18 protein-coding genes are annotated in these 20,286 nt (G+C 63.5%); 6 read left to right on the forward strand and 12 right to left on the reverse strand.

Translation table 11 applies throughout. The features are described from left to right. Positions 1-39 precede the first annotated feature (39 nt). Positions 40-1,467 carry a hypothetical protein gene (locus G9U53_RS22740; protein WP_073512164.1) on the reverse strand — a complete coding sequence of 476 codons (1,428 nt, stop codon included), beginning with the start codon at positions 1,465-1,467 and terminating at the stop codon, positions 40-42. 9 nt (positions 1,468-1,476) lie between these two features. Then, positions 1,477-2,112, reverse strand: coding sequence for a TetR/AcrR family transcriptional regulator (locus G9U53_RS22745; RefSeq protein WP_165639217.1), 636 nt, complete (start codon positions 2,110-2,112; stop codon positions 1,477-1,479). A 128-nt stretch (positions 2,113-2,240) separates the two neighbouring features. Here G9U53_RS22745 and G9U53_RS22750 point away from each other — a divergent pair, with 128 nt between their 5' ends. The 3 genes from G9U53_RS22750 to G9U53_RS22760 are packed head-to-tail and all read left to right on the forward strand — an operon-like array spanning position 2,241 to position 5,330. Continuing rightward, entirely contained in the window at positions 2,241-3,509 is a 1,269-nt protein-coding gene (locus tag G9U53_RS22750; protein WP_003945041.1) for a cytochrome P450, read from the forward strand. Between the two features lie 46 nt (positions 3,510-3,555). Further along, a complete protein-coding gene (locus G9U53_RS22755; protein WP_165639218.1) occupies positions 3,556-4,308 on the forward strand; it encodes an isocitrate lyase/phosphoenolpyruvate mutase family protein in 753 nt (250 codons plus the stop codon). A 2-nt stretch (positions 4,309-4,310) separates the two neighbouring features. Further along, positions 4,311-5,330, forward strand: coding sequence for a DUF2804 domain-containing protein (locus G9U53_RS22760; protein ID WP_029254792.1), 1,020 nt, complete (start codon positions 4,311-4,313; stop codon positions 5,328-5,330). An 88-nt stretch (positions 5,331-5,418) separates the two neighbouring features. On the opposite strand, the gene G9U53_RS22765 is transcribed toward G9U53_RS22760, so the two are convergent. Further along, entirely contained in the window at positions 5,419-6,657 is a 1,239-nt protein-coding gene (locus G9U53_RS22765) for an HNH endonuclease signature motif containing protein (RefSeq protein ID WP_165639219.1), read from the reverse strand. A gap of 196 nt (positions 6,658-6,853) precedes the next feature. Between G9U53_RS22765 and G9U53_RS22770 the strand changes: the two genes are divergently transcribed. Next, on the forward strand, positions 6,854-7,741 hold the full coding sequence (locus G9U53_RS22770) for an aminoglycoside phosphotransferase family protein (protein ID WP_207624492.1): 888 nt from the start codon (positions 6,854-6,856) through the stop codon (positions 7,739-7,741). A gap of 90 nt (positions 7,742-7,831) precedes the next feature. Here G9U53_RS22770 and G9U53_RS22775 read toward each other — a convergent pair whose 3' ends face one another. From G9U53_RS22775 to G9U53_RS22805, 7 genes are all read right to left on the reverse strand, one after another. After that, a complete protein-coding gene (locus G9U53_RS22775; protein ID WP_165639221.1) occupies positions 7,832-9,454 on the reverse strand; it encodes an amidohydrolase in 1,623 nt (540 codons plus the stop codon). Positions 9,455-9,463: 9 nt separating this feature from the next. Beyond that, positions 9,464-11,641 carry an AAA family ATPase gene (locus tag G9U53_RS22780; RefSeq protein ID WP_165639222.1) on the reverse strand — a complete coding sequence of 726 codons (2,178 nt, stop codon included), beginning with the start codon at positions 11,639-11,641 and terminating at the stop codon, positions 9,464-9,466. A 21-nt stretch (positions 11,642-11,662) separates the two neighbouring features. Continuing rightward, positions 11,663-12,493, reverse strand: coding sequence for a phosphatidylcholine/phosphatidylserine synthase (locus G9U53_RS22785; RefSeq protein ID WP_029254795.1), 831 nt, complete (start codon positions 12,491-12,493; stop codon positions 11,663-11,665). 59 nt (positions 12,494-12,552) lie between these two features. After that, complete coding sequence (locus tag G9U53_RS22790) at positions 12,553-13,266, reverse strand: phosphatidylserine decarboxylase (RefSeq protein WP_003941540.1); 714 nt, start codon at positions 13,264-13,266, stop codon at positions 12,553-12,555. Positions 13,267-13,338: 72 nt separating this feature from the next. After that, positions 13,339-14,358 carry a MerR family transcriptional regulator gene (locus tag G9U53_RS22795; protein WP_042450437.1) on the reverse strand — a complete coding sequence of 340 codons (1,020 nt, stop codon included), beginning with the start codon at positions 14,356-14,358 and terminating at the stop codon, positions 13,339-13,341. Then, entirely contained in the window at positions 14,348-14,800 is a 453-nt protein-coding gene (locus G9U53_RS22800) for a hypothetical protein (protein WP_165639223.1), read from the reverse strand. The genes G9U53_RS22795 and G9U53_RS22800 overlap by 11 nt, the downstream gene beginning before the upstream one ends. 34 nt (positions 14,801-14,834) lie before the next feature. Beyond that, positions 14,835-15,305 carry an SRPBCC family protein gene (locus tag G9U53_RS22805; RefSeq protein WP_003941500.1) on the reverse strand — a complete coding sequence of 157 codons (471 nt, stop codon included), beginning with the start codon at positions 15,303-15,305 and terminating at the stop codon, positions 14,835-14,837. A 189-nt stretch (positions 15,306-15,494) separates the two neighbouring features. Between G9U53_RS22805 and G9U53_RS22810 the strand changes: the two genes are divergently transcribed. Next, positions 15,495-16,886, forward strand: a complete 1,392-nt coding sequence (locus G9U53_RS22810) for an amino acid permease (protein WP_165639224.1) — start codon at positions 15,495-15,497, stop codon at positions 16,884-16,886. Here G9U53_RS22810 and G9U53_RS22815 read toward each other — a convergent pair. Together G9U53_RS22815 and G9U53_RS22820 are read right to left on the reverse strand one after the other, a co-directional pair. Further along, positions 16,858-18,111, reverse strand: coding sequence for an FAD-dependent oxidoreductase (locus G9U53_RS22815; RefSeq protein ID WP_165639225.1), 1,254 nt, complete (start codon positions 18,109-18,111; stop codon positions 16,858-16,860). The genes G9U53_RS22810 and G9U53_RS22815 overlap by 29 nt on opposite strands. A 156-nt stretch (positions 18,112-18,267) precedes the next feature. Further along, positions 18,268-19,413, reverse strand: a complete 1,146-nt coding sequence (locus tag G9U53_RS22820) for a PucR family transcriptional regulator (RefSeq protein ID WP_165639226.1) — start codon at positions 19,411-19,413, stop codon at positions 18,268-18,270. 82 nt (positions 19,414-19,495) lie between these two features. Between G9U53_RS22820 and G9U53_RS22825 the strand changes: the two genes are divergently transcribed. After that, positions 19,496-20,281, forward strand: a complete 786-nt coding sequence (locus G9U53_RS22825) for an HAD-IIA family hydrolase (RefSeq protein ID WP_020906711.1) — start codon at positions 19,496-19,498, stop codon at positions 20,279-20,281. The last annotated feature ends 5 nt before the right edge of the window (positions 20,282-20,286 follow it).

Below are 20,286 nucleotides of genomic sequence, written 5' to 3' on the forward strand. Positions count from 1 at the left end.
TTGCACCGCAATAGCAGGTCTCAGTCCGGTGACGGTGTGTCAGTCGACTGGCTCCGGTTCGATCCGAGATTCCGTGGTGTCGACGGGTGGATGGGACCGTCGGAGGATCGCTGCACCGCAGAAGCCGATGATCAAGGCGAAGAGGATTGCAGCGCCGACGGTCTGAGGGGTGACGTAGTCGATGGTGATGCCTATTCCGCGTCCGAATAGTCCTCCGTTGGCGCTGACGTGCGCCGGGATGGGAAGTTCCATCAATCGCTGAATGTCTGCCGCTGTCAACTCTGGCGGCGCGGTGAGCTGATCGGTGAGAATGGCGATCGACGAGAAGGTCATTGCGGCAAAGGGAATGGCGAGTCCGAGTGTGGCGTCGACCAGGCTGCCGGGAGCCAGGGCACCGAACAGCAATCCGGCGGCGAGACCCAGCGAGGCGATCTTCAGTGCGATTGACCAGACACCGTGCGCGGAGTCGAAGGGCAGTAGTTCTGACAGCGGTACCGCAACGAGAACGGCGATGGGAACGAGGTTTGGCACCTGCTTGTGCAGTCGCAATCCGACGGCGACCGGCAGGGCTGCGAAAAGCACCAGTACCCAGGGGGACTTCAGGTCTCCCCAGTGGCCGGAACCCTTCGCGATGTCGACGAACAGCGGAGCCGACGCAGCGGCCAGAGCGGTTGCGGCCCAGAGGAACTTGCCACCAGCACCGGAGGTGTCGCCGAGACGGTAGGCGGCGATCCATGTCAACGCGAGCGCAGCGCCCGCTGCCAAGACCATGACGATCCAGGCAGTTGCCTCGGACGCGTACTGCTGGCGATCGATCACGGCGCCGAGCACTCGATGCCCGATCGCCAGCGCGGCGATCACCACGAGCGCGATGCGGATTTCGCCCGCGTCGGGCTTGCGGATCCGGAAGCCGGATTGCGCGGTCACTGCACAGGCGATTGCTGCTGCGGCCGTGGCGCCGATCAGCCACCACGACGGCTCACCTACCGAAGACGTACTCATTCGGCCCGTCCCGCCGGCGAACGTGCGAACCGCGAGGAAGGCGGCAAGCACGCCGAGGAGGGTGGCGTTCTTCGTGGCGGTGCGATCCCAACTGACGGCAACCACACAACCCAGAATCGCACCGGCTGCAACACTTTTGACGATGATCACGGCGATCAGCAGGTCCAGTGACGCAACCTCGGGCACGACTGCCCGAATGATCGCGATGACGGCGACCCCGACGGTGATCGCGATCCAGGCTGCCCGACGGGAGCCGCGACGCTGTGAGAGTGCGCAGGCAAGCACGGCAACCACGGCGCCGAGCCCGACAGCGGTGGGTCCACTGCTGATCCAGCGATCTACTTCCGACGGGGAGGCCACGATGGCCCAGTCACGGAGAACCGGATTGGTCAGGGCCAGCGCAGCGAGTATCCCGGACAGGAGCGCAGCGACGGTGGTGAGGATCGCTCGAAGATCGAGTGGCATCGGGCCAACCTATCGCGGCGCCGCGACATCGGTCGTGAGCGGCGTGAGTGCCGGAAACCAGATGTCGGTGAGAACGTCTGCTGCGACGTCCGCACCCGCGGTGATCGCGCCCTGTTCCGCCCAGCGAATGAAGAAGCGCTCGACCTGTGTCAGCAGGAGTTCGACCCGGAGTTTCGCCTCGTCGTGTCGGCTCTGCGGCCAACGGGCGAGGTACGACGGCATCGCGTTGGGCAGTGCAGAGATGCCTTCGCGGGCCAGTGTGCGGAACTCGGGTTCGAGGACCATGGCCTCGTCCCACGCCCGCATCATGTGGTGGTGATCGCGGCACCAGTCGAGAGCGCGGTTGATCCAGCCGGCGAATTCTTCGCGCGAACCGGAATCGAGTACGTGGTCGAGATCCTGGAATATGGCGAGGGTGCTGGATACGACGGTGTTCGAGCCGAGCGCCTTGAGGATGTCGATCTTTCCGGGAAAGTGCAGGTAGAAGGTGGCTCGGCTGCAACCGACCCGGCCGGCGATGTCCTCGACGGTGACAGCCGCGTATCCGCGTTCGGTGAAGAGCGCGCCGGCGGCATCCACGAGGTCTGCGCGGGTTCGCTGCTTCTGCTTCTCTCGCAGCGTCAGTCTGCCGGAGGTATCTGTCATTAGCAGGATCCTAATGCCGCGGGGGCTCTCACGGGTCAGTTGCACGAGACTCTCCGTCTTTCACTTGACAGTCCGTTAGTGAAAGCTACTCTGTGGTGTAGCGCACATTCGACCGATCAGAGGACGCCATGACCATCTCGGACACAACACGCACGCCTGACCTGCCGGCCGGATTCGACGTCACCGATCCTGCTGTCCTCGGGGAGCGGATCCCTTTCGAGGAATTCGCCGAACTGCGTCGCAACGCACCCGTGTGGTGGTGTGAGCAGCCGCCGACGGTCGGTGGATTCCAGGACGAGGGCTACTGGGTGGTCTCGCGTCACGCTGACGTCAAAGAGGTCAGCCAGCGCAGCGATGTGTTCTCGAGCTGGGAGAACACCGCGATCGCGCGTTTCGCCGACGACATGCCACGTGAGGCCGTCGAGATGCTCCGGCATCTTCTGCTCAACAAGGATGCACCGGAGCACACCAAGCTCCGCAAGCTGATTTCGAAGCTGTTCACGCCTCGCGCGATCAACGGCATGCGCGACGAATTGGACCGTCGTGCACGGAGCATCGTCGACACCGCTGTGAGCGAAGGCCCGGGCGACTTCGTGAAGCAGGTTGCCAGCGAGCTGCCGCTCCAAGCGATCGCGGATCTGATCGGTGTACCGCAGGACGATCGGGACAAGCTGTTCAAGTGGTCCAACGAGATGATGGGCTACGACGACCCGGAATACCAGGGTGATCCGGCAGTCGCGTCCACCGAGGTCCTCGGATACGCGTACCAAATGGCAGACGCACGTCGTACCTGCCCGGCAGACGACATCGTCACCACTCTGGTCCAGGCCGACATCGACGGCGACTCCTTGAGCCCGGAGGAGTTCGGGTTCTTCGTGCTCATCCTGGCGGTCGCAGGGAACGAGACCACTCGCAACGCCATCACGCACGGAATGATCGCGTTCCTGGACAACCCCGAGCAGTGGGAGCTGTACAAGAAGGAACGTCCCAAGACGACGGCCGACGAGATCGTCCGTTGGGCGACACCCGTCACCGCCTTCCAGCGCACCGCGCTCGAGGACACGGAATTGGCAGGAGTGTCGATCAAGAAGGGGCAGCGCGTGGTGATGCTGTACAGCTCCGCGAACTTCGACGAGGACGTCTTCGAGAACCCGATGACGTTCGACATCACTCGTAACCCCAATCCGCACTTGGGCTTCGGCGGAACGGGCGCGCACTTCTGCATCGGTGCCAACCTCGCTCGTATGGAGATCGACTTGATGTTCAACGCGATCGCCGACAACGTCCCGGACATCACCAAGATCGGTGATCCGCGCCGTCTGCGCTCGGGTTGGATCAACGGCATCAAGGAGTTCCAGGTCGATTACAAGAGCACAGGCTGCCCGGTCGCTCACTAGAGTCGGTAGGTGAGAGGTACACCCCACGATCTCGAGGAGCCACCGCATGACTTCGATCAACGACAAGGCAACAGCTCTACTGGCGTTGCACCAGCCAGGCAACCCGGTCATTCTCCCGACGGTATGGGACGCGTGGTCGGCGAATCTTGCGGTGGCTGCAGGTTTTGCAGCCCTGACGGTAGGCAGCCACCCGGTTTCCGATTCCATCGGCAAGCCGGACAACGAGGGCATCACCTTCGACGAACTTCTGCACCGGATCAAGCAGATCACCGGTGCGGTCGACGCCCCGATCTCGGTGGACATCGAGGGTGGTTACGGGCTCGAGCCGGCAGTTCTCATCGACGGGTTGATCGATGCCGGCGCTGTCGGACTCAACATCGAGGACACCGTTCACAGTGAAGGCGGACGCTTGCGCGAGGCGCAGGAGCACGCCGACTTCGTGGGTGGGCTTCGTCAGGCCGCCGACGCAGCCGGAGTTCACGTTGTCGTCAACGCGCGCACCGACCTGTTCGTGAAGCAGGTCGGTGACGAGTCCGATCGCGTCGATCGCGCCATCGCACGCCTCAAGCTGGCGGCCGACGCCGGCGCCGACGTTCTTTACCCCGTCGGGCGGCATGACGGCGCGACCCAGCGCCGCCTGACGTCCGAGCTCCCACTTCCGATCAATGCGATCGGAATCCCGGACCAGGACGACCCGGCAAGTTTCGGTCCGCTCGGAGTGGCACGTGTGAGCTTCGGTCCGTTCTTCCAGATGGCATTGGCCAACCGTGCGAACGAGATCTTGGGACGCTGGAAGTAAGAATGCAGACACTGATGTCGCCCGGCCCGCTTCTCGACGATCGCGGACATTTGGTCGAGACGGGTTGGGCCCCATCGGAGATTCGCAAGTATCGACGCTCTGCGATCACCGCTCCCAAGTTCCGGATCAAGGAGTGGGACTACTACTGCGTTCTCACTGCGGATTACGGCATCGCGTTGACCGTCGCCGACAACGGGTACATGGGCTTGCTCGGAGTCTCCTGGCTCGATTTCCGAACACCACACGAGATCACCGAAAACGTGATGCTGCCGTTCCCGATGGGAAGGCTCGGTCTGCCCGAAAGCGCGGACGACGGTGATGTGGTGGTGTCGAAAGGTAAAGCTCGCTTCGAGTTTCGCCATGTGGACGGTGGGCGCCACCTGATTGTCGACTACCCGGCTTTCGACGGTGGACGAGGTCTTCATGCCGATTTGTTCCTGGCGAGTCCTGCCGATGACCGGATGGTGATCGCCACACCGTTTCCGAAGGCGTCCCGTTCGTTTTACTACAACCAGAAGATCAACTGCCTGCCCGCTGCCGGGACCGTGCGAATCGGGAGCGACGACTTCACATTTCGCTCGGAGGACTCGTTCGGCGTTCTCGATTGGGGCAGGGGAGTCTGGACTTACGACAACACCTGGTACTGGGGTTCTGCATCCGGACTGGTGAACGGCGAGCGGTTCGGATTCAACATCGGTTACGGCTTCGGTGACACTACGGCGGCCAGCGAGAACATCGTGTTTGTCGGAGGGCGGGCCCACAAACTGGACAGGATCGACTTCGGCATCCCGCAGGGAACGTACGACGGCGCTCCGTGGAACTTCTCGAGCAACGATGGTCGCTTCGAGATGACTTTCGAGCCGATCATCGACCGTGCCGCGACTTTCGACGTCGGGGTGCTGCGTTCGATTCAGCATCAGGTGTTCGGAAAGTTCTCCGGCACAGTGATCCTCGACGACGGTACCTCCGTGGTGGTTCGAGATCTCCTCGGATTTGCCGAGGAGGTTCGGAACCGCTGGTAGGCCGTACGTCTCCGCGAAGATGGCGGAACGCAGCATGAGCACCGGGGCATGATCGTGCCCCGGTGCTCGCGTCTCGAGTTGTTTCACTTCAGGCTGCTGTCGGTGGGCTGTTCCCGCCGATCGGCTGCTGATACGGATCGATCGACATCGGTGGATAGAACACTGTTTTCCGATCCGGCCCGATCTCCACCCGCCATTCGGTGTGGTGCATCGTCCGGTGGTGATGACCGCACAACAAGATCAGGTTGTCGAGATCCGTTGGGCCACCATCGTTCCAGTGAACAATATGATGGGCATCGCACCACCCCGACGGTGTCCCGCACCCCGGAAACGCACACCCACCATCCCGAACCGCAAGAGCCCGGCGCTGCGGAACCGTCGCCGTTCTCGCTTCCTTACCGCAGTCGAGCGGAACACCATTCGCATCCAACAAGATCCGCGTCACGGTGCAGTCGCACGCCAACATCCGCGCGGTATCGATACTGATCGGGCCCACCCAATCCGCCCACGCAAACCCGAGTTCCTCCGTGGACGGCAGGAGGTCTTTCAACGCCTTGAGGTCGGTCATGTCTTTCGCCGACGCAGTCACCGTGATGTGCGGTTTCACCCCGCCCTCGATCGGACCCAACCCCGCCCGCTCGTACCGCCGCAGTAGTTCGCAGAACCCGTCCGCCCGCCGCAGCGCCGGCGTGCGGGTGTCCTTGACGCCGTCTTTCTCCGGCGTCGGCGCCGACAAACTCGACAGCAACGTGATCAACCGGGCCCCGTTGATCGCATCCAGATCACCCTTCACAGTGACCCGCCCGTACAAGCCTTTCGAGGCGTAGAACTCGTTACGTTCGGAATCCTCGCCGACCGGGACGCCGTCCTCGCGTTTGCCGTACTGCTTCTCGATCCGCCGAATCGCCGCCCGCACCGCATCACAATCCGCAATGTTCTTCGACGCCAAACCCAACAGAATCCCGCGAGCCTTGTCCACATCCGCCGGCGTCATGTTCTTCGGCGGATGCTGACAAAACGATGCCACCTGACGGGCTTTCAACGCATCCACGTCACCGCGGTGAAACGCATCGCCCACCACGGGTTCGAGCATCAGCAACCGCGCCAACCCGACCAGCAGACTGCACTCACCGATCTCCAGATTCGTCGAACCATGCAACCACTGAGCGATCGCCCGAAAACCCTTCCCGCCGAGAACCTCCCGGGAAAACATCTCCACGATCAGCAACACCATCCGCGACTGCAACTCGTGTCGGGCGCGCACCAGATCCAGAACCTCACCCTTGAGGTCCTCGCTATCCAGTTGCCATGCTTCCCGACTGTCCATGCTAAAAGTCTAATCGAACAAAGTTTCGAACATAAGACTTGTATCTCGAAAATTGTTCCTATGCAATAATTTTCGACAATTCCGATTTTTGGGACTTTTCGGATGTTCATTCGATCTGCGGCAGTCACGGCGAAGGAGGTCTGGATGTGTCGCGGTCGGTGATGCTGCTCATGTCATGCAGATTCGGAAGTTGCACATGGAGGAACCAGACATCGATGTTGCGTTGGTGCGGCGATTGCTCTCGAGTCAGATGCCACAGTGGGCCAATCTGCCGTTGCGCTTGGTCGAGTCGATCGGCACCGACAACGTCATGATCCGAGTAGGCGATTCACTCGTAATCCGTATGCCCCGCACCCCAGGTGCGGCAGAGGGAATCACAAAGGAGCAACAGTTGGTGCCGCATCTGGCTCCACACCTGCCGGTCCCCGTGCCCGTTCCGGTAGGTGTGGGTGAGGCGGCCTTCGGATACCCGTGGCAATGGTCGGTGCACCCGTGGGTGCCAGGGCGAAACCCTGTGCCCGGCATGGTCGATGACCACCTGGCCATCCAACTCGCAGACTTCGTGAACAGTCTACGTCGGATCGACACACTCGGATTGCGCCCACAGGGATCGCTGCATTCCTACCGGGCCGATCCGATTGAGCGACGAGATTCAGCGACTCGAGCGAGTATTGCAGCGTGTGGCGACCTGCTGAACGGAGCGCTGACGGAGGCGGCGTGGGAAAAGGCGCGCCACGTCATCGACTACGCAGGCCCAGCGGTGTGGATGCACTCGGATCTGCACCCGGGAAACATCCTGGTGAGCGACCGCAGCCTTTCGGCCGTGATCGATTGGGGTGGACTCGCTCTCGGAGACCCGGCAATCGACTGCCTCATTGCATGGACTCTGCTGACGCCGAGCACTCGGCATACATTCCGGCTTCATGTTGACGTGGACGAGGGCACTTGGACGCGTGGCCGCGCATGGGCTCTGTCGATTGCATTGGTTGCCTTGCCGTACTACCGCGACACGAACGAGCAGATCACGGCCTGGGCGAAACATGCGATCGCTCAGGTCGTTGACGACATCCGCACTGAACCCTGAGACCACCTGCGCCGTCTCCGGTTTCGCAACAATCCTTGGAACTCGAGCAGAGAAGGTTATCGGCCTTTGTCCACGGCGTTCGGCGACCGATCAGCCGATCGCGCTCAGGTCCCCGTACACCGTCCGGCCCTCCAGGACGGTGGCGAGCACCGTGATGTCGGCCAGCTCGGCCGGCTCGACGTCGAGGGGATTTGCCGACAGCACAACCAAATCCGCGTAGGCACCGGGAAAGATGGACCCGATGTGATCTTCGCTGAACAGCTGCCACGCGGCGTTGACCGTGTGGGCGCGCACTGCGGCATCCACGGGGATCCGTTCCTGGGGTGCCACGACGCGGCCGCTGGGCGAAAGTCTGGTGACGGCGTCCTGCATATTCCGTAGCGGATTGGCGGGGGTGACGGGACCGTCGTTGTGGAAGGTGAACCGTTGCCCGGCCGCGAGTGCAGATCCTGCTGCGGCCCAGACGGATCCGTATTCGGGGCCGAACAGGTCATCCACCAGAACGTCACCCCAGTAGTGCAGGTGGTCGATGAAGATGCTGACCGTGACGCCCAGTTCCGCCGCGCGGACGAACTGATCCGGACGCATCGCGCCGACGTGTTCGAGACGCAACCGGTGATCGGGCCGGGGGTGCTCCTTCAGAAGTTGCTCCCACGCATCGAGAACCATGGTGATCGCGTCGTCACCATGGGCGTGGCACGCCATCTGCCACCCTTTGGCGAAGTAGGCGGAACTGATGTCGTGGATCTGTTCGCCGGTGTAGTTGGCGTGCCCGTGCGTGCAGGCGATCCCGAGCGCGCGGGTGGCTTCGGTATCGAGATACGGGAAGCTGGTGGCGATGTTACCGACCCACGGTGAACCGTCGGACCAGACCTTGATGCCGATCTGGCGCACCAGGTCGTTTCCGTCGCCCGGTGACGCCTCGGTAGTGCGCGCGTCGTTGGACATCTCGTAGAGCCGCAGGCGGGTGGTGAGGAGTCCGGCGTCGGCTATCGCTGCCAGGGCGGGCCGCATCTTGGGGTCGAACGACAATTCGGCGATGGTGGTGATTCCCGCGGCGTTCAGCCGGGCGCATTCGGCCGCCACCAGTGCGGGGAAGTCGTCACCGATGGTGACTGCGTGGCCCGCGACTGCGAACACCGCGGGCATTTCGTACGCGGATCCGTCGAGTGCGCCCGTCGCGTCGTGGCCGTACGATCCGCCGATCGGATCGGGGGTATCGCGGGTGATGCCGGCCTGCACTGCTGCCGCCGTGTTGAAATACGCGACGTGTCCCGAGTTGTGCATGATCACGAGGGGGTACTCCGGCGCTACGGAGTCCAGCCAGTCGATGGTCGGGTCGGGTAGGCCCTTCTGCAGCAACGGGTCCCAACCGTTCAAAGAAGCGCCGGCAGCACCTCGCGAACGAACAGTGTCGACGACGGCAGCAACTACGGCGTCCGCCTCGGCGATCGTGACAGGCCGAATGTCGACGACGTCAGGCCCGAGCACGATGGCTTCTTCCAAAGGGTGACCGTGTGGCTCGATGAACCCCGGCAGAACAGTGGCACCTCCGACGTCGACGACGCGGGTATCCGGCCCCACCAGTTCCTCGACGTCCGTGCGCGCGCCGACGGCTGTGATCCGGCCGCCCGTCACGGCGAGCGCCTGGGCGCGTGGTGCTTCCTCGTGCATGGTCACGATGTCGCCGTACAGAACCAGATCAGCAGCCATGGTCAGTCCTTATCGGTTGTCCGCGTACGCCTGTAGGTGTGCCACCTGCTCGGGATCGAGTGAGGGACGTACCTTCTCACGGGCGGTTGCCACGTCCGCGGCCGTCACGTCGGCCGCGTCCATGCTCCGACGCATGGCGGCGAGTGCAGCCTCACGCAGGAGAGCCGAGCAGTCTGCTGCCGAGTATCCCTCGAGATCGACGGCCAGAATGTCCAAATCGACATCTTCGGCGAGCGGTACCGATTTTCCGGAAGCGCGCAGAATTGCTTTGCGAGCCTCCGCATCCGGCGGCGGTACGAATACGAGACGTTCGAGTCTGCCGGGGCGCAGGAGAGCCGGGTCGATCAGATCCGGTCGATTGGTGGCGCCCAACACCACGACGTCGCGTAGCGGTTCGACGCCGTCGAGTTCGGTCAGCAACGCGGCTACGACGCGATCCGACACCCCGGAGTCGGAACTTTGACCACGACGCGGGGCAAGGGCGTCGATTTCGTCGAGGAAGATCAACGAGGGCGCCGAATCGCGTGCGCGCTGGAACAACTCTCTTACGGCCTTTTCGGAGGCGCCGACCCACTTGTCCATCAGCTCCGCGCCTTTGACGGCGTGGACGCTGAGGTGACCTGAGCTGGCAAGGGCACGAACGAGATACGTCTTACCGCAGCCGGGAGGGCCGTAGAGGAGCACGCCGCGAGGTGGGTCGACACCGAGGCGTGCGAAGGAGTCGGGGTGCTGTAGCGGCCACAGCACCGCTTCGGTGAGCGCCTGTTTGGTTTCGACCATGTCGCCGACGTCGTCGAGGGTGACGCTGCCGATCGACAGTTCTTCGGTACTCGAACGGGACAGTGGCCGAATCACTTCGAGGGCCCCGACAAGATCTTCCTGCGTGATCTCCGGAGAATCACCGGATTTGGAGGCCCGCGTCGCCGCTCGCAAAGCAGCTTCACGGCAGAGCGCCGCGAGGTCGGCGACCACGAATCCGGGTGCGCGCGAGGCGATGGCGTCGAGTTCGAGGGTTCCGGTGGGCACTCGGTGGAGCAGGAGTTCGAGCAATGCCTTTCGAGTTGCGCCGTCCGGCAGGGTAAGTGCGAGTTCTCGATCGCAGAGATCCTGGCCGCGAAGGCGCGCGTCGACGGTCTCCGGATGGGCGGAGGTCGCGACGAATGCCACGCCCGGGGTTGCGACGGCGCTGCGCAGTTGTTCGAGGATCAGTGCGGACACCGGTTCCGCGGTGGCCGGAAGCAGAGCGTCGATGTCACTGATCAGCAGTACACCACCGCCGCGCACGGCAGCAACGGCGTCGACGATTCGCTGCAGGCGGGTATTCGCCTCGGTGGCACCGACTCCCGGGCCGTCGAGTTCGACCAGTTTGCGCGAGGACAGGACCGAGCGGGCCAACGTGGCTTTGCCCACGCCGGCGGGGCCCGTGATGAGGACGCCGAGGTGCGGGGAGGCGCCGAGCGTACGGAGCAGTTCTGGTTCGTCGAGTGCCAGGCCGAGCCACTCGGTCAGCTTGGCTGCCTGCGCTTGCGCGCCGACGAGGTGATCCAGCGGAACCGACGGTGCAGGCTCGATCGCGACGGCGGCCGGACTGGAAACAAGCGCACTCGGTGTCAGTGTGCCCGCCGAGCCGGAACTCCAGTTGACCGCCGAATTCGGCTGGACGCTGACCGGACCACCGGCAGGTTCGACGGCCGTGACGGTGAGCAGTTCGGATGTCCACGCGACGCCGAAGGTACGGGAAAGCGCTTGGGTGGCTTCGGAAGTGCTCGTACCCGGACCAAGATCGCGGGGGAGGAGCGAGACCGTGTCGCCGACGCTGACGACCTTGCCCAGAAGGGCTTGTCGCAGAACCGTCGAGCTGATCGAATTTGTCGCCATGGACGAGCCGGTGACGGAGACGGATCGCGCTCCGTACACCGTCACCGGACCGACCACGACGGATGAGTTCTCGGTCAGGCCGACGTTCGACATGGTGACGTCGTCGAGAAGGATCGTGCCTGCCGGGGTTCCGGTGGGCGCACGGCCCGCGACGGTCGCGGTGCCGCGGGCTCCCATGAGTGCGATGGCATCCCATTCGCGGATGCCCAACGCCGCCAACGCTTCGGGGTGCAAGCGCACTACCCCGCGGCGTAGGTCGGCGGCAGAGGTGTTGAGTCGAACGGTGAGGGCGAGTTCCGGCGAAGTCACCTCTCGAGAGTACGTCGTGGACTAGCGGGGTCGCCGCAATCCGAGACGAGCGGCCGAGCGGCGGCCACCGACGTTGGGTTGGCGTCGGATCGCGCGGCGTTCGGAAGGCTTGATGTCCCAGGTTTCGGGACGTGCTGCCACCCACCGCTTCGAGTGCACGGCAAACGGGATGTGCACCAGGTAGATCGCGATGAGAACGATCAGCAGGATGTACGGGTAGGTGATGAGTGCGGCTGCAGCCAACGTCACCAGGACGAGCAGGCCGGCCGCCATGTGCGGCGGCACGGATACCGACTTCATCGCCAGCGTCGGGATGCGGCTGACGATCAGTGCAGCCGAGAAGAGCGTCCACACGATGACGACGAAGTGCGAAGACCACCAGCCGTCACCCCACTGAGCCGTCGCGGCCAGGGGAGTGAGGGCGATGAGTGCGCCGGCCGGAGCCGGAACGCCGACGAAGTACTCACGTGCATACGCGGGGACGTCGTCGTCGTCGAGCAGGGTGTTGAAACGTGCGAGTCGCAACACGATGCTGACCGCGTAGATCAACGCGATGATCCAGCCGATGCTGGTGCCGTCCAGCAAGGTCACGTACAGGACCAGGGCCGGGGCGACGCCGAAGGAGATGGAGTCGGCCAGTGAGTCGAGTTCGGCGCCGATCTTGCTGGTGGCGTCGAGCAGTCGCGCGATGCGGCCGTCGAGTGAATCGAGGACGGCAGCTGCGCCGATCATCGCGAGCGAGGTACCGGGTTGTCCGTCGAGAGCGAATTTGACGGCGGACAGCCCGGCGCACAGCGCCAGGATGGTGATGACGGACGGCAGCAACCGCACCGCCTGGGTGCGTTTGGGCATCTTCGCGCCGGGTTGGGCTGCTCCCGGCTTCTTCACGGCTGACTTCATCTTCGGCGTCTTCACGGCAGTTGCGCGATAACTGTTTCAGCACCGATCGTGCGTTGTCCCGGCTCGACCAGGAGTGTGGTTCCGGCGGGGAAATAGGTGTCGACGCGTGAGCCGAAACGGATCAGTCCGTACGTGTCGCCGATCGGCAGGACGTCACCGACACCGGCGTAGCAGACGATGCGGCGTGCAAGCAGTCCCGCGATCTGGACAACCGCAACGTCGTGACCATCGGCGGTTTCGATCAGCATGCTGTTGCGCTCGTTGACCTCGCTGGCGTCGGCGAGATCTGCGGAGAGGAACTTGCCTGCCTGGTGAACGACCTCTTTGACCGTTCCACCGACAGGGCTGCGCTGGACATGCACGTCGAGAACCGACAGGAAGATGCTGACGCGCGGGCGCGGCTCGCTTCCGAGATTGAGCTCGGCGGGCGGAACGGCGTTGTCGACCAACGCCACCTCGCCGTCGGCGGGTGCGACGACGACGCCGATGCGGTTGGGCGGCACCCGGTGCGGGTGACGGAAGAACGTGGCGCATGCGGCGGCGGTGGTCAGACCGGCTCGGCGCACCCACTTACGGTTGCGGCCCAGAGCTGCAACTCCCAGCGGGGCCAGCACGAACGGCAGGCCGGCGGGATGAAGTGGCGGAATCGCATGGCGAACCAGATCGACGATATGTCCGATCCCGGTGGGTTGCGGGGTTCCGGGGGGTGTGGGTCGGCGTGCCACAGGCTCCTCTAACTACTCGGTAGGTCTTCTGCTGGTCGCACTGACAGTACGGGGTGGTAGAGCATCCATAGATTACGTGAACGCCTTCTCTCCTACAGGCTGTAGTGGCATCAAGTACGAGTAGTACCCGACACAGTCGCCGGTGCGTATCGCCAGCGGGAGCGTCGCACCGCTTACTCGGATCACCAGTTGCCGCCCCGGTTGGGCTGCGGCGGCGTCGCGCAGTCGCTGCCGGTCGACCAGTACTCGGAACTTCTCACGGGGATCCGTTCCGCCCGGATCCACCCGGGCACCACCGTCTTCGCCGACGCTGACGACGGCACTGTCCTCGGTGCCGTTGAGCAGGGCGGCAAGGTGGTCGCCGCTCAGTTCGACGGCGTTGTGGTGCTCGCGCAGGATTCGGTGATCGGGGAACTCTCCGTCCTCGATCAGGGGGCTGGACACCTCACCTCCCGGATACGACGCAGTCACCGTGCGCGCGGAGAAAGTCAGCGTCACGACGCCGGCGACGTCGCGCAACAATCGCGCGAAGGTGACGGGAACGACAGCGGACACCGTCAGAGCGGAGTGAACTGTCACCTCGGCGACCGCGAGCCGGAACTGATCAGTGGTGACAAACGCAGCGACGCCGTCGTGAATGTCGAGGTGGACGCCGCGAAGTATCGGGAACTCCGATTCCTCGTTCACGGCGAACAGCACGGCGTCGAGTGCGCGTCGTAGATCCCACGAGTCGATGTCCACGCCGCCGGAGATAGGTAGCGCGTCGATCAGGCGGTGGATTCGTCCCAGTTCGGCCCGGGCGTCGGCGAGACCGTCCTCGAGGTTGCGCAGATGGGCGTCGAGGCACGAATGGGGTTCCGGTCCGGTCAGGACGGCCATCATGTCGCGGATCGGAACACCGACGCGCCGCATACCGGCGATCACGCGTGCGTCGCGGAGTTGGTCGTCGGTGTACCAGCGGTAACCGGTGTGCGGATCGACGGAATGCGGGACGAGCACGCCTTCCTTGTCGTAGAACCGCAGCGCGCTGATCGGGAGCGCCGACGCCCTGGACATCTCGCCGATCGTCAAGAGGGCGGAACTAGTGGTCACGGATCAATTCTGCCCGCAGTCGCTCGATAGCGCCCCTGATCATCCGGCCGTAACCGTCGTCGGCGAGTGTGCCGACCGACGCCTCGGCCTTCGTCAGATGCTCGACGGCCTCGCCGTCGCGTCCGAGTTTGCGGTAGTCGGCAGCCAGGTTGAGGTGCAGCGATGGATAGAAACCGGCGACCTGCAGCGATGCGTGGTGTTCCTGGGCTCGCGCGTCGGTCAACGAATCTGCAGCGTCGAGGGCGCGCAGGTCCCAGCAGAGCTCTTGAGCCGGATCGTCTTGAACGTCGGCCATGTAGTGCGCGAGGGAGACGATGTGGAGCGCATCGGGGGCGGCGCTGATCTCTTCCCACACCTTCTCGAACGCAGAGCGAGCCCCGGCTCGATCGCCGGAGCTCGCCAATTCTTGTGCCTGCGCTATCTGTGTCATCACGGGATCCATGGAACGGATCCTGATGCCTCGACCAGGTCGAGGGTCAAGCAGAGGTGCGTGCAGCCGCCTCGGCCTCGCTCTTCACACGCTTCAAGGTGGCATTCATGCCTTCAACGAGCTCGACCTCGAAGTCGGCGTTTCCGCCCAGGACGGTCTTGACGAGGAACTGCGAGACCTTCGACGTTCCGGTGGGAGCCTCGCGACGCTCGGTCACTTTGGTGCCGGTAGCGGTCGGCTCGAGTTCGTAGGACCAGATCGTGCGGTTCTCCGCGATGCGGAACGCCACCGACTTGTTGGGCTCGAAGCGAACGACCTTCGACGACGTCGGCCAGACCAGCAGGCCCTTGCGGTTGACGTTGATCGTCTTGGCACCCTCACGGACGGTCCCGCCGATTACCTTCATCACCTTGCACTGGGGGCTCCATTCGCCCATGCGCTGCAGGTCGGCGACGATTGCCCACACGTCCTGCGGTGATGCGTCGATGTCGATGCTTGCTTCGAGGGTGTTGGACACAGTCTCTCCAGTCGAGTTGATGCTACGTAAAGTTACAAACACTTTTGTCGATCGTAAGCGATCCGTCAATGGACCATGTGTGTCAGGTCACTGTACGGCCGTCCAACAGGGTCGTGCGGGAACACGCGCGGTGGTAGCGGACAATGGTTCGCGCACGTATGACGATCCATCCGACTGGAGTACCGAGAAGTGAACAGCGACGCAGCGACGCAGGATGGCCTCAAGCGAGGGCTGACAGCGCGCCATATCCGCTTCATCGCCCTCGGATCAGCCATCGGAACCGGACTGTTCTACGGCAGCGCCGAGGCCATCAAACGAGCCGGCCCGTCGGTGCTCCTGGCCTACCTGATCGGCGGTATCGCGGTCTACCTGGTGTTGCGAGCGCTCGGCGAGATGGCGGTCCGTAACCCGGTTTCCGGTTCGTTCAGCGAGTACGCGAACAAGCACCTCGGACCACTCGCCGGTTTCATGACCGGGTGGACGTACACGTTCGAGATGGTGATCGTGTGCCTCGCCGACGTCACCGCCTTCGGCCTTTACATGCAGTTCTGGTTCCCGGACGTACCGAGATGGATCTGGGTTCTGGCTGTCGTCTTCTTCATCGGCGCGATAAACCTGTTGAGCGTCAAGGTCTTCGGCGAACTGGAATTCTGGTTCACGCTCGTGAAGATCACCGCCATCATCGCGATGATCGCCGGGGGCATCGCGATCATCGTGTTCGGATTCGGCGTTCACGACACCGATGCCGGAATCAGCCACCTCTGGTCGGACGGCGGGTTCTTCGCGACGGGCTTCGGCGGATTCGTCGCGTGCTTTGCGATCGTGATGTTCGCGTTCGGCGGCACCGAGATCATCGGTATCACCGCGGGCGAAGCCGAGGATCCGGCGCAGACCATCAGGAAAGCCGTCAACACGGTCCCGGTGCGCATCATTCTCTTCTACATCTGCACCCTGGCTGTCATCATGGCGATCATTCCGTGGCAGACCATCAACTCCGACAACAGCCCGTTCGTCCAGATCTTCGAGAATCTCGGATTGGGAACGGCCGCTTCGATCCTCAACATCGTCGTCATCACCGCAGCCCTGTCGGCCATCAACAGCGACGTTTTCGGTGCGGGTCGCATGATGTTCGGAATGTCGCATGCCGGCCAGGCCCCGCAGGTGATGAAGAGAGTCTCCGCCAACGGTGTTCCGTGGATGACCGTTGTCATCATGACCGTTGCCCTGTTGGTGGGAGTACTGCTCAACTACCTGATCCCGGACCAGGTGTTCCTCGTCATCGCCTCGCTGGCGACCTTCGCCACCATTTTCGTCTGGATCATGATCCTGCTCTCGCAGTTCCGTTCCCGCGCTCAGATGAGTGCAGACGAAACAGCGGCACTGAAGTTTCCAGTGCCGCTGTGGCCGTACGGTCAGATCTTCGCGATCGTGTTCCTGGCTTTTGTCATCGTGTTGCTCGGCGTCATCGTCGATACCCGAGTTGCCTTGCTCGTCGGTGCCGGATGGCTGGTTCTGCTGACGGGCGCGTACTACAAGTGGGTGAAACCGGCTGTCAGCGCAGCGGATCGAAGCGGCGCATGACGGTCGGCGTCTGAGCGCCGGTCATCGAGTCGGCCACCATCTTTCCGGTCAACGGACCCAGGGCGATTCCCCACATTCCGTGACCACCGGCGACGTGCACGCGCGGCGAGCGCGTGGCGCCGATCAACGGCAAACCGTCGGTAGTGCACGGCCGTGAGCCCACCCACTCCTCTTCCCGTGCAGTCCAGTCGATGCCGCTGAGCATCGGCTTGGCTGCATCGATGATCGCCTGCACCCGGCGCGGATCCAGCGGCGCGTCGGGGCTGCGGAATTCCATCATTCCGGCCACGCGGAAGCGATCGTGCAACGGCGTGCACGCAACGCGCTGGGTGGGGAAATACACAGGGTTCTTGGGGAGGTGCTCAGGCTTGACACTGAAGCTGTATCCGCGTCCGGCCTGCACCAGTTTGCGCACACCGAACGGTGCGGCGAGCTTGTTCAAGCGGGCACCACTCGAGATGACTACGGAGTCACCGTCGCGTGAATCACCCTGTGCACTGCGAACACTGACTCCGCCGACCCGATCGTCGATCTGCGTGACCTCGAAACCGCTGACGATTTCTCCACCGCGTTCACGAACCGCGTCCGCCAACGAGTTCACGAACAACGGGGGATCGATGAAACGCTGATTACGCAGACGCAAACCGGCTTTCACACCCTGGCCGAGTGAAGGCTCGAGCGAATGAATCGCGTCGTAGTCGAGGAGGTCGAAGTCGACCTCGCCGCCGGCAGCTTCGACGTGATGGAACTCGTCCACCAAGGTCTGTCGGTCCTTCTCGGACGCAAACGCGGCGAGGAAAGGATCGGCAAGGCGCGTCAGCTCTTTGACGCCACCGTCGGCGAGTTCGTCGTACGCGCCCAAGGCTGTTCGGTTGACCTCGGTGTAGACCGACATCGCTTCCTGCCACTTCGACTGCGTGCAGTGGCGCGCGAACCCGACCAGGAACCGAATCAGCTTCAGATCGGTGGTCAGTGGCACGTACACCGGGGACGACGGGCTGAGCATCGCGCGCAAGCCGTATTGGAGCACTGCGGGTTCGGGCAGCGGAAGCGTCAATGCGGGGGCAAGCCAACCGGCGTTGCCCCAGCTCGCGTCGGCTGCGACCCCGTCGCGATCGACGACGGTGACCTCGACTCCACGTTCCTGCAAGAACCAGGCCGTCGACAATCCGACAACGCCCGCACCGACCACGACCACACGATCGGGGCTCTGACGAGTTCCCATGACGCACTCCTTCTACAGACTCTGCTCGAACCGAGACGCCGGTCACATCCGGCTCTTCTCTCAAGCATGAATCGCGGGGGCGGCAAAAGGACTGGCCGTTCGGCCATCGTCGGAGCTACCTCGTTGTGGATTCGCACAACGCACCGCCGCGCCTGCTCAGCGAGCGAGTTTGAACTGCAGCATCAGAATCAAGCGGGTGTCGGCGTCGGTCAGGTCGACGCCGCACATCTCCTTGCCTCGACGCAGGCGGTTGCGGAGCGTGTTGGGGTGAACATGCAGTGCGGCAGAAGAATTCGCCACGTCACCGCCGTGCTCGAGAAAGGCCTTTGCCGTCGCGACCAGATCGCTGCCGTGCTGAGAGTCGTGACGTTCGAGGCTTCCGAGTGGTGTGGAGTCGCCGAGTCCGTCGATGATGTCGGCGACGTGCAGGGCGAGAACGGAGGCCAACGTGTCCCTCATTCCCGCGACGGTTCCGCCGGACCGGCCATGACGAAGCGCTCCGAGAACATGGTCGGTGTCCGAGCGCGAAAGATGTGATTCGCTTGTAGACTTCACTGTCCGACCGACGGCCACTGCCAGGAATTCGCGGCCACGGGCGCGGGTGAGGAAGTCGGCGGACAATCGGCGAGCGTTGGTCTCGTCGGTCGCGATGACAAGGTAGATGGTCTCGGACAGTTGAGCGGCAACGGCGTCGACGGCCAGAGTGTCGAGGTACAAGCTCAAGGACGCGACCAACCCCGCCGGCAGTGGTCCCGCAACGGTTCCGACGGCGACGACGGTGAGCGGGCCTGCCAACCGCAAGTCGTCTGCGGCGCGGAATGCGGGTTCGCCACCGCCGATCAGAGCTTGGACGCGCTGGGATTGGCGACGGCGTGTGCTGTCGACCCGGTCACGCTCCGAGGCGATTCTCTCGGCCACGACAGATACCGCGGATCGAAGTATCGATTCCTGTGTGGGCGTCGGTGTTCCGGCGAGTGCGACCCAGATCGAGCCGACGGGGTGATCGTTCTCGCGAACTGCGATGACCAGGCGCGGCGTGATCGCAGGGTCTTCGAGATCAACGTAGATTGGGTCGCTCTCTCGGTGGAGACGATCGAATACTCCTGCATCGGAGAGTAATTGGCGGAATCGGCTGGGTACCTGCCGGCCGAGGATCGTGCCGATGCGGGCTTCGTCCACGGCCTGCTCGCCGCCGGAGTACGCGAGGACAGTCGAGTTCTCGTCCTCGATCGTGACGGGAGCGCCGAGCAATTCGGCCAGAGAACCGGCAACGGAGAATAGGTCGTCGTCGCGCAGGTCCATGGGTGGGAGCCTACTGAGCGATCGACGGATTTCGGGTTCCGACGCCTCGGCAGGACCTCGATGGCGAATATAGGCTGGTGCAATGGCCGACATCGAAGGTGTTCTGTTCGATATCGACGGAGTCCTGCTCACGTCCTGGCAGCCGATCGAGGGAGCAGGGGAAGCCGTACGCGAAGTTCGGCGGCGGGGATTGGCCTGTGGGTTTCTGACCAACACCACTTCGCGCAGTTCGTCGCTCATCGCGCAGGGGTTGTGCGACGCCGGTATCGAGGTCGAGGCGAGCCAGATAGTTACTGCCGCCAGGCTCACAGGGGAGTACGTGCGGGCGACGTATCCGGACGCGCGGGCGTGGGTCCTCAATCACGGTGACGTGTCTGCCGATCTCGAGGGAATCGAATTCGACGACGCCGATCCTGAGGTCGTGATTCTCGGCGGTGCCGGCCCGGAGTTCACTCACGAGGCGCTGAGCCGAGTGCTCGAACTTCTGCTCGCCGGTGTGCCCGTCGTCGCGATGCACCGCGGGATGATGTGGGAGACCGTAGACGGCCTTCGGATCGACACCGGAACGTACTTGCCGGGCTTCGAGGAAGTGGCAGGTGTAAATATCGCCGCAGTGGGTAAACCGTCTCTCACGGGGTTCCTGACAGCCACGGAGCTGATGCATGTCGAACCTGAGGCGACGGTGATGGTCGGCGACGACCTGATCGGGGACGTCCTCTCCTCACAACGAGTCGGCTTGACCGGAGTTCTGGTGCGCACAGGCAAGTTTCGGCAAACAGTGCTCGATCTGTCGGTTCAGAAGCCTGATCATGTCATCGATTCGGTCGCGGATCTTCCGGCCCTTCTCGGGGTCGTCCTCGAGGCTTGACCAGG

Origin of the sequence: Rhodococcus sp. D-46 (assembly GCF_011290655.1) — a bacterium.
GTDB classification, from domain to species: Bacteria; Actinomycetota; Actinomycetes; order Mycobacteriales; family Mycobacteriaceae; genus Rhodococcus_F; species Rhodococcus_F qingshengii.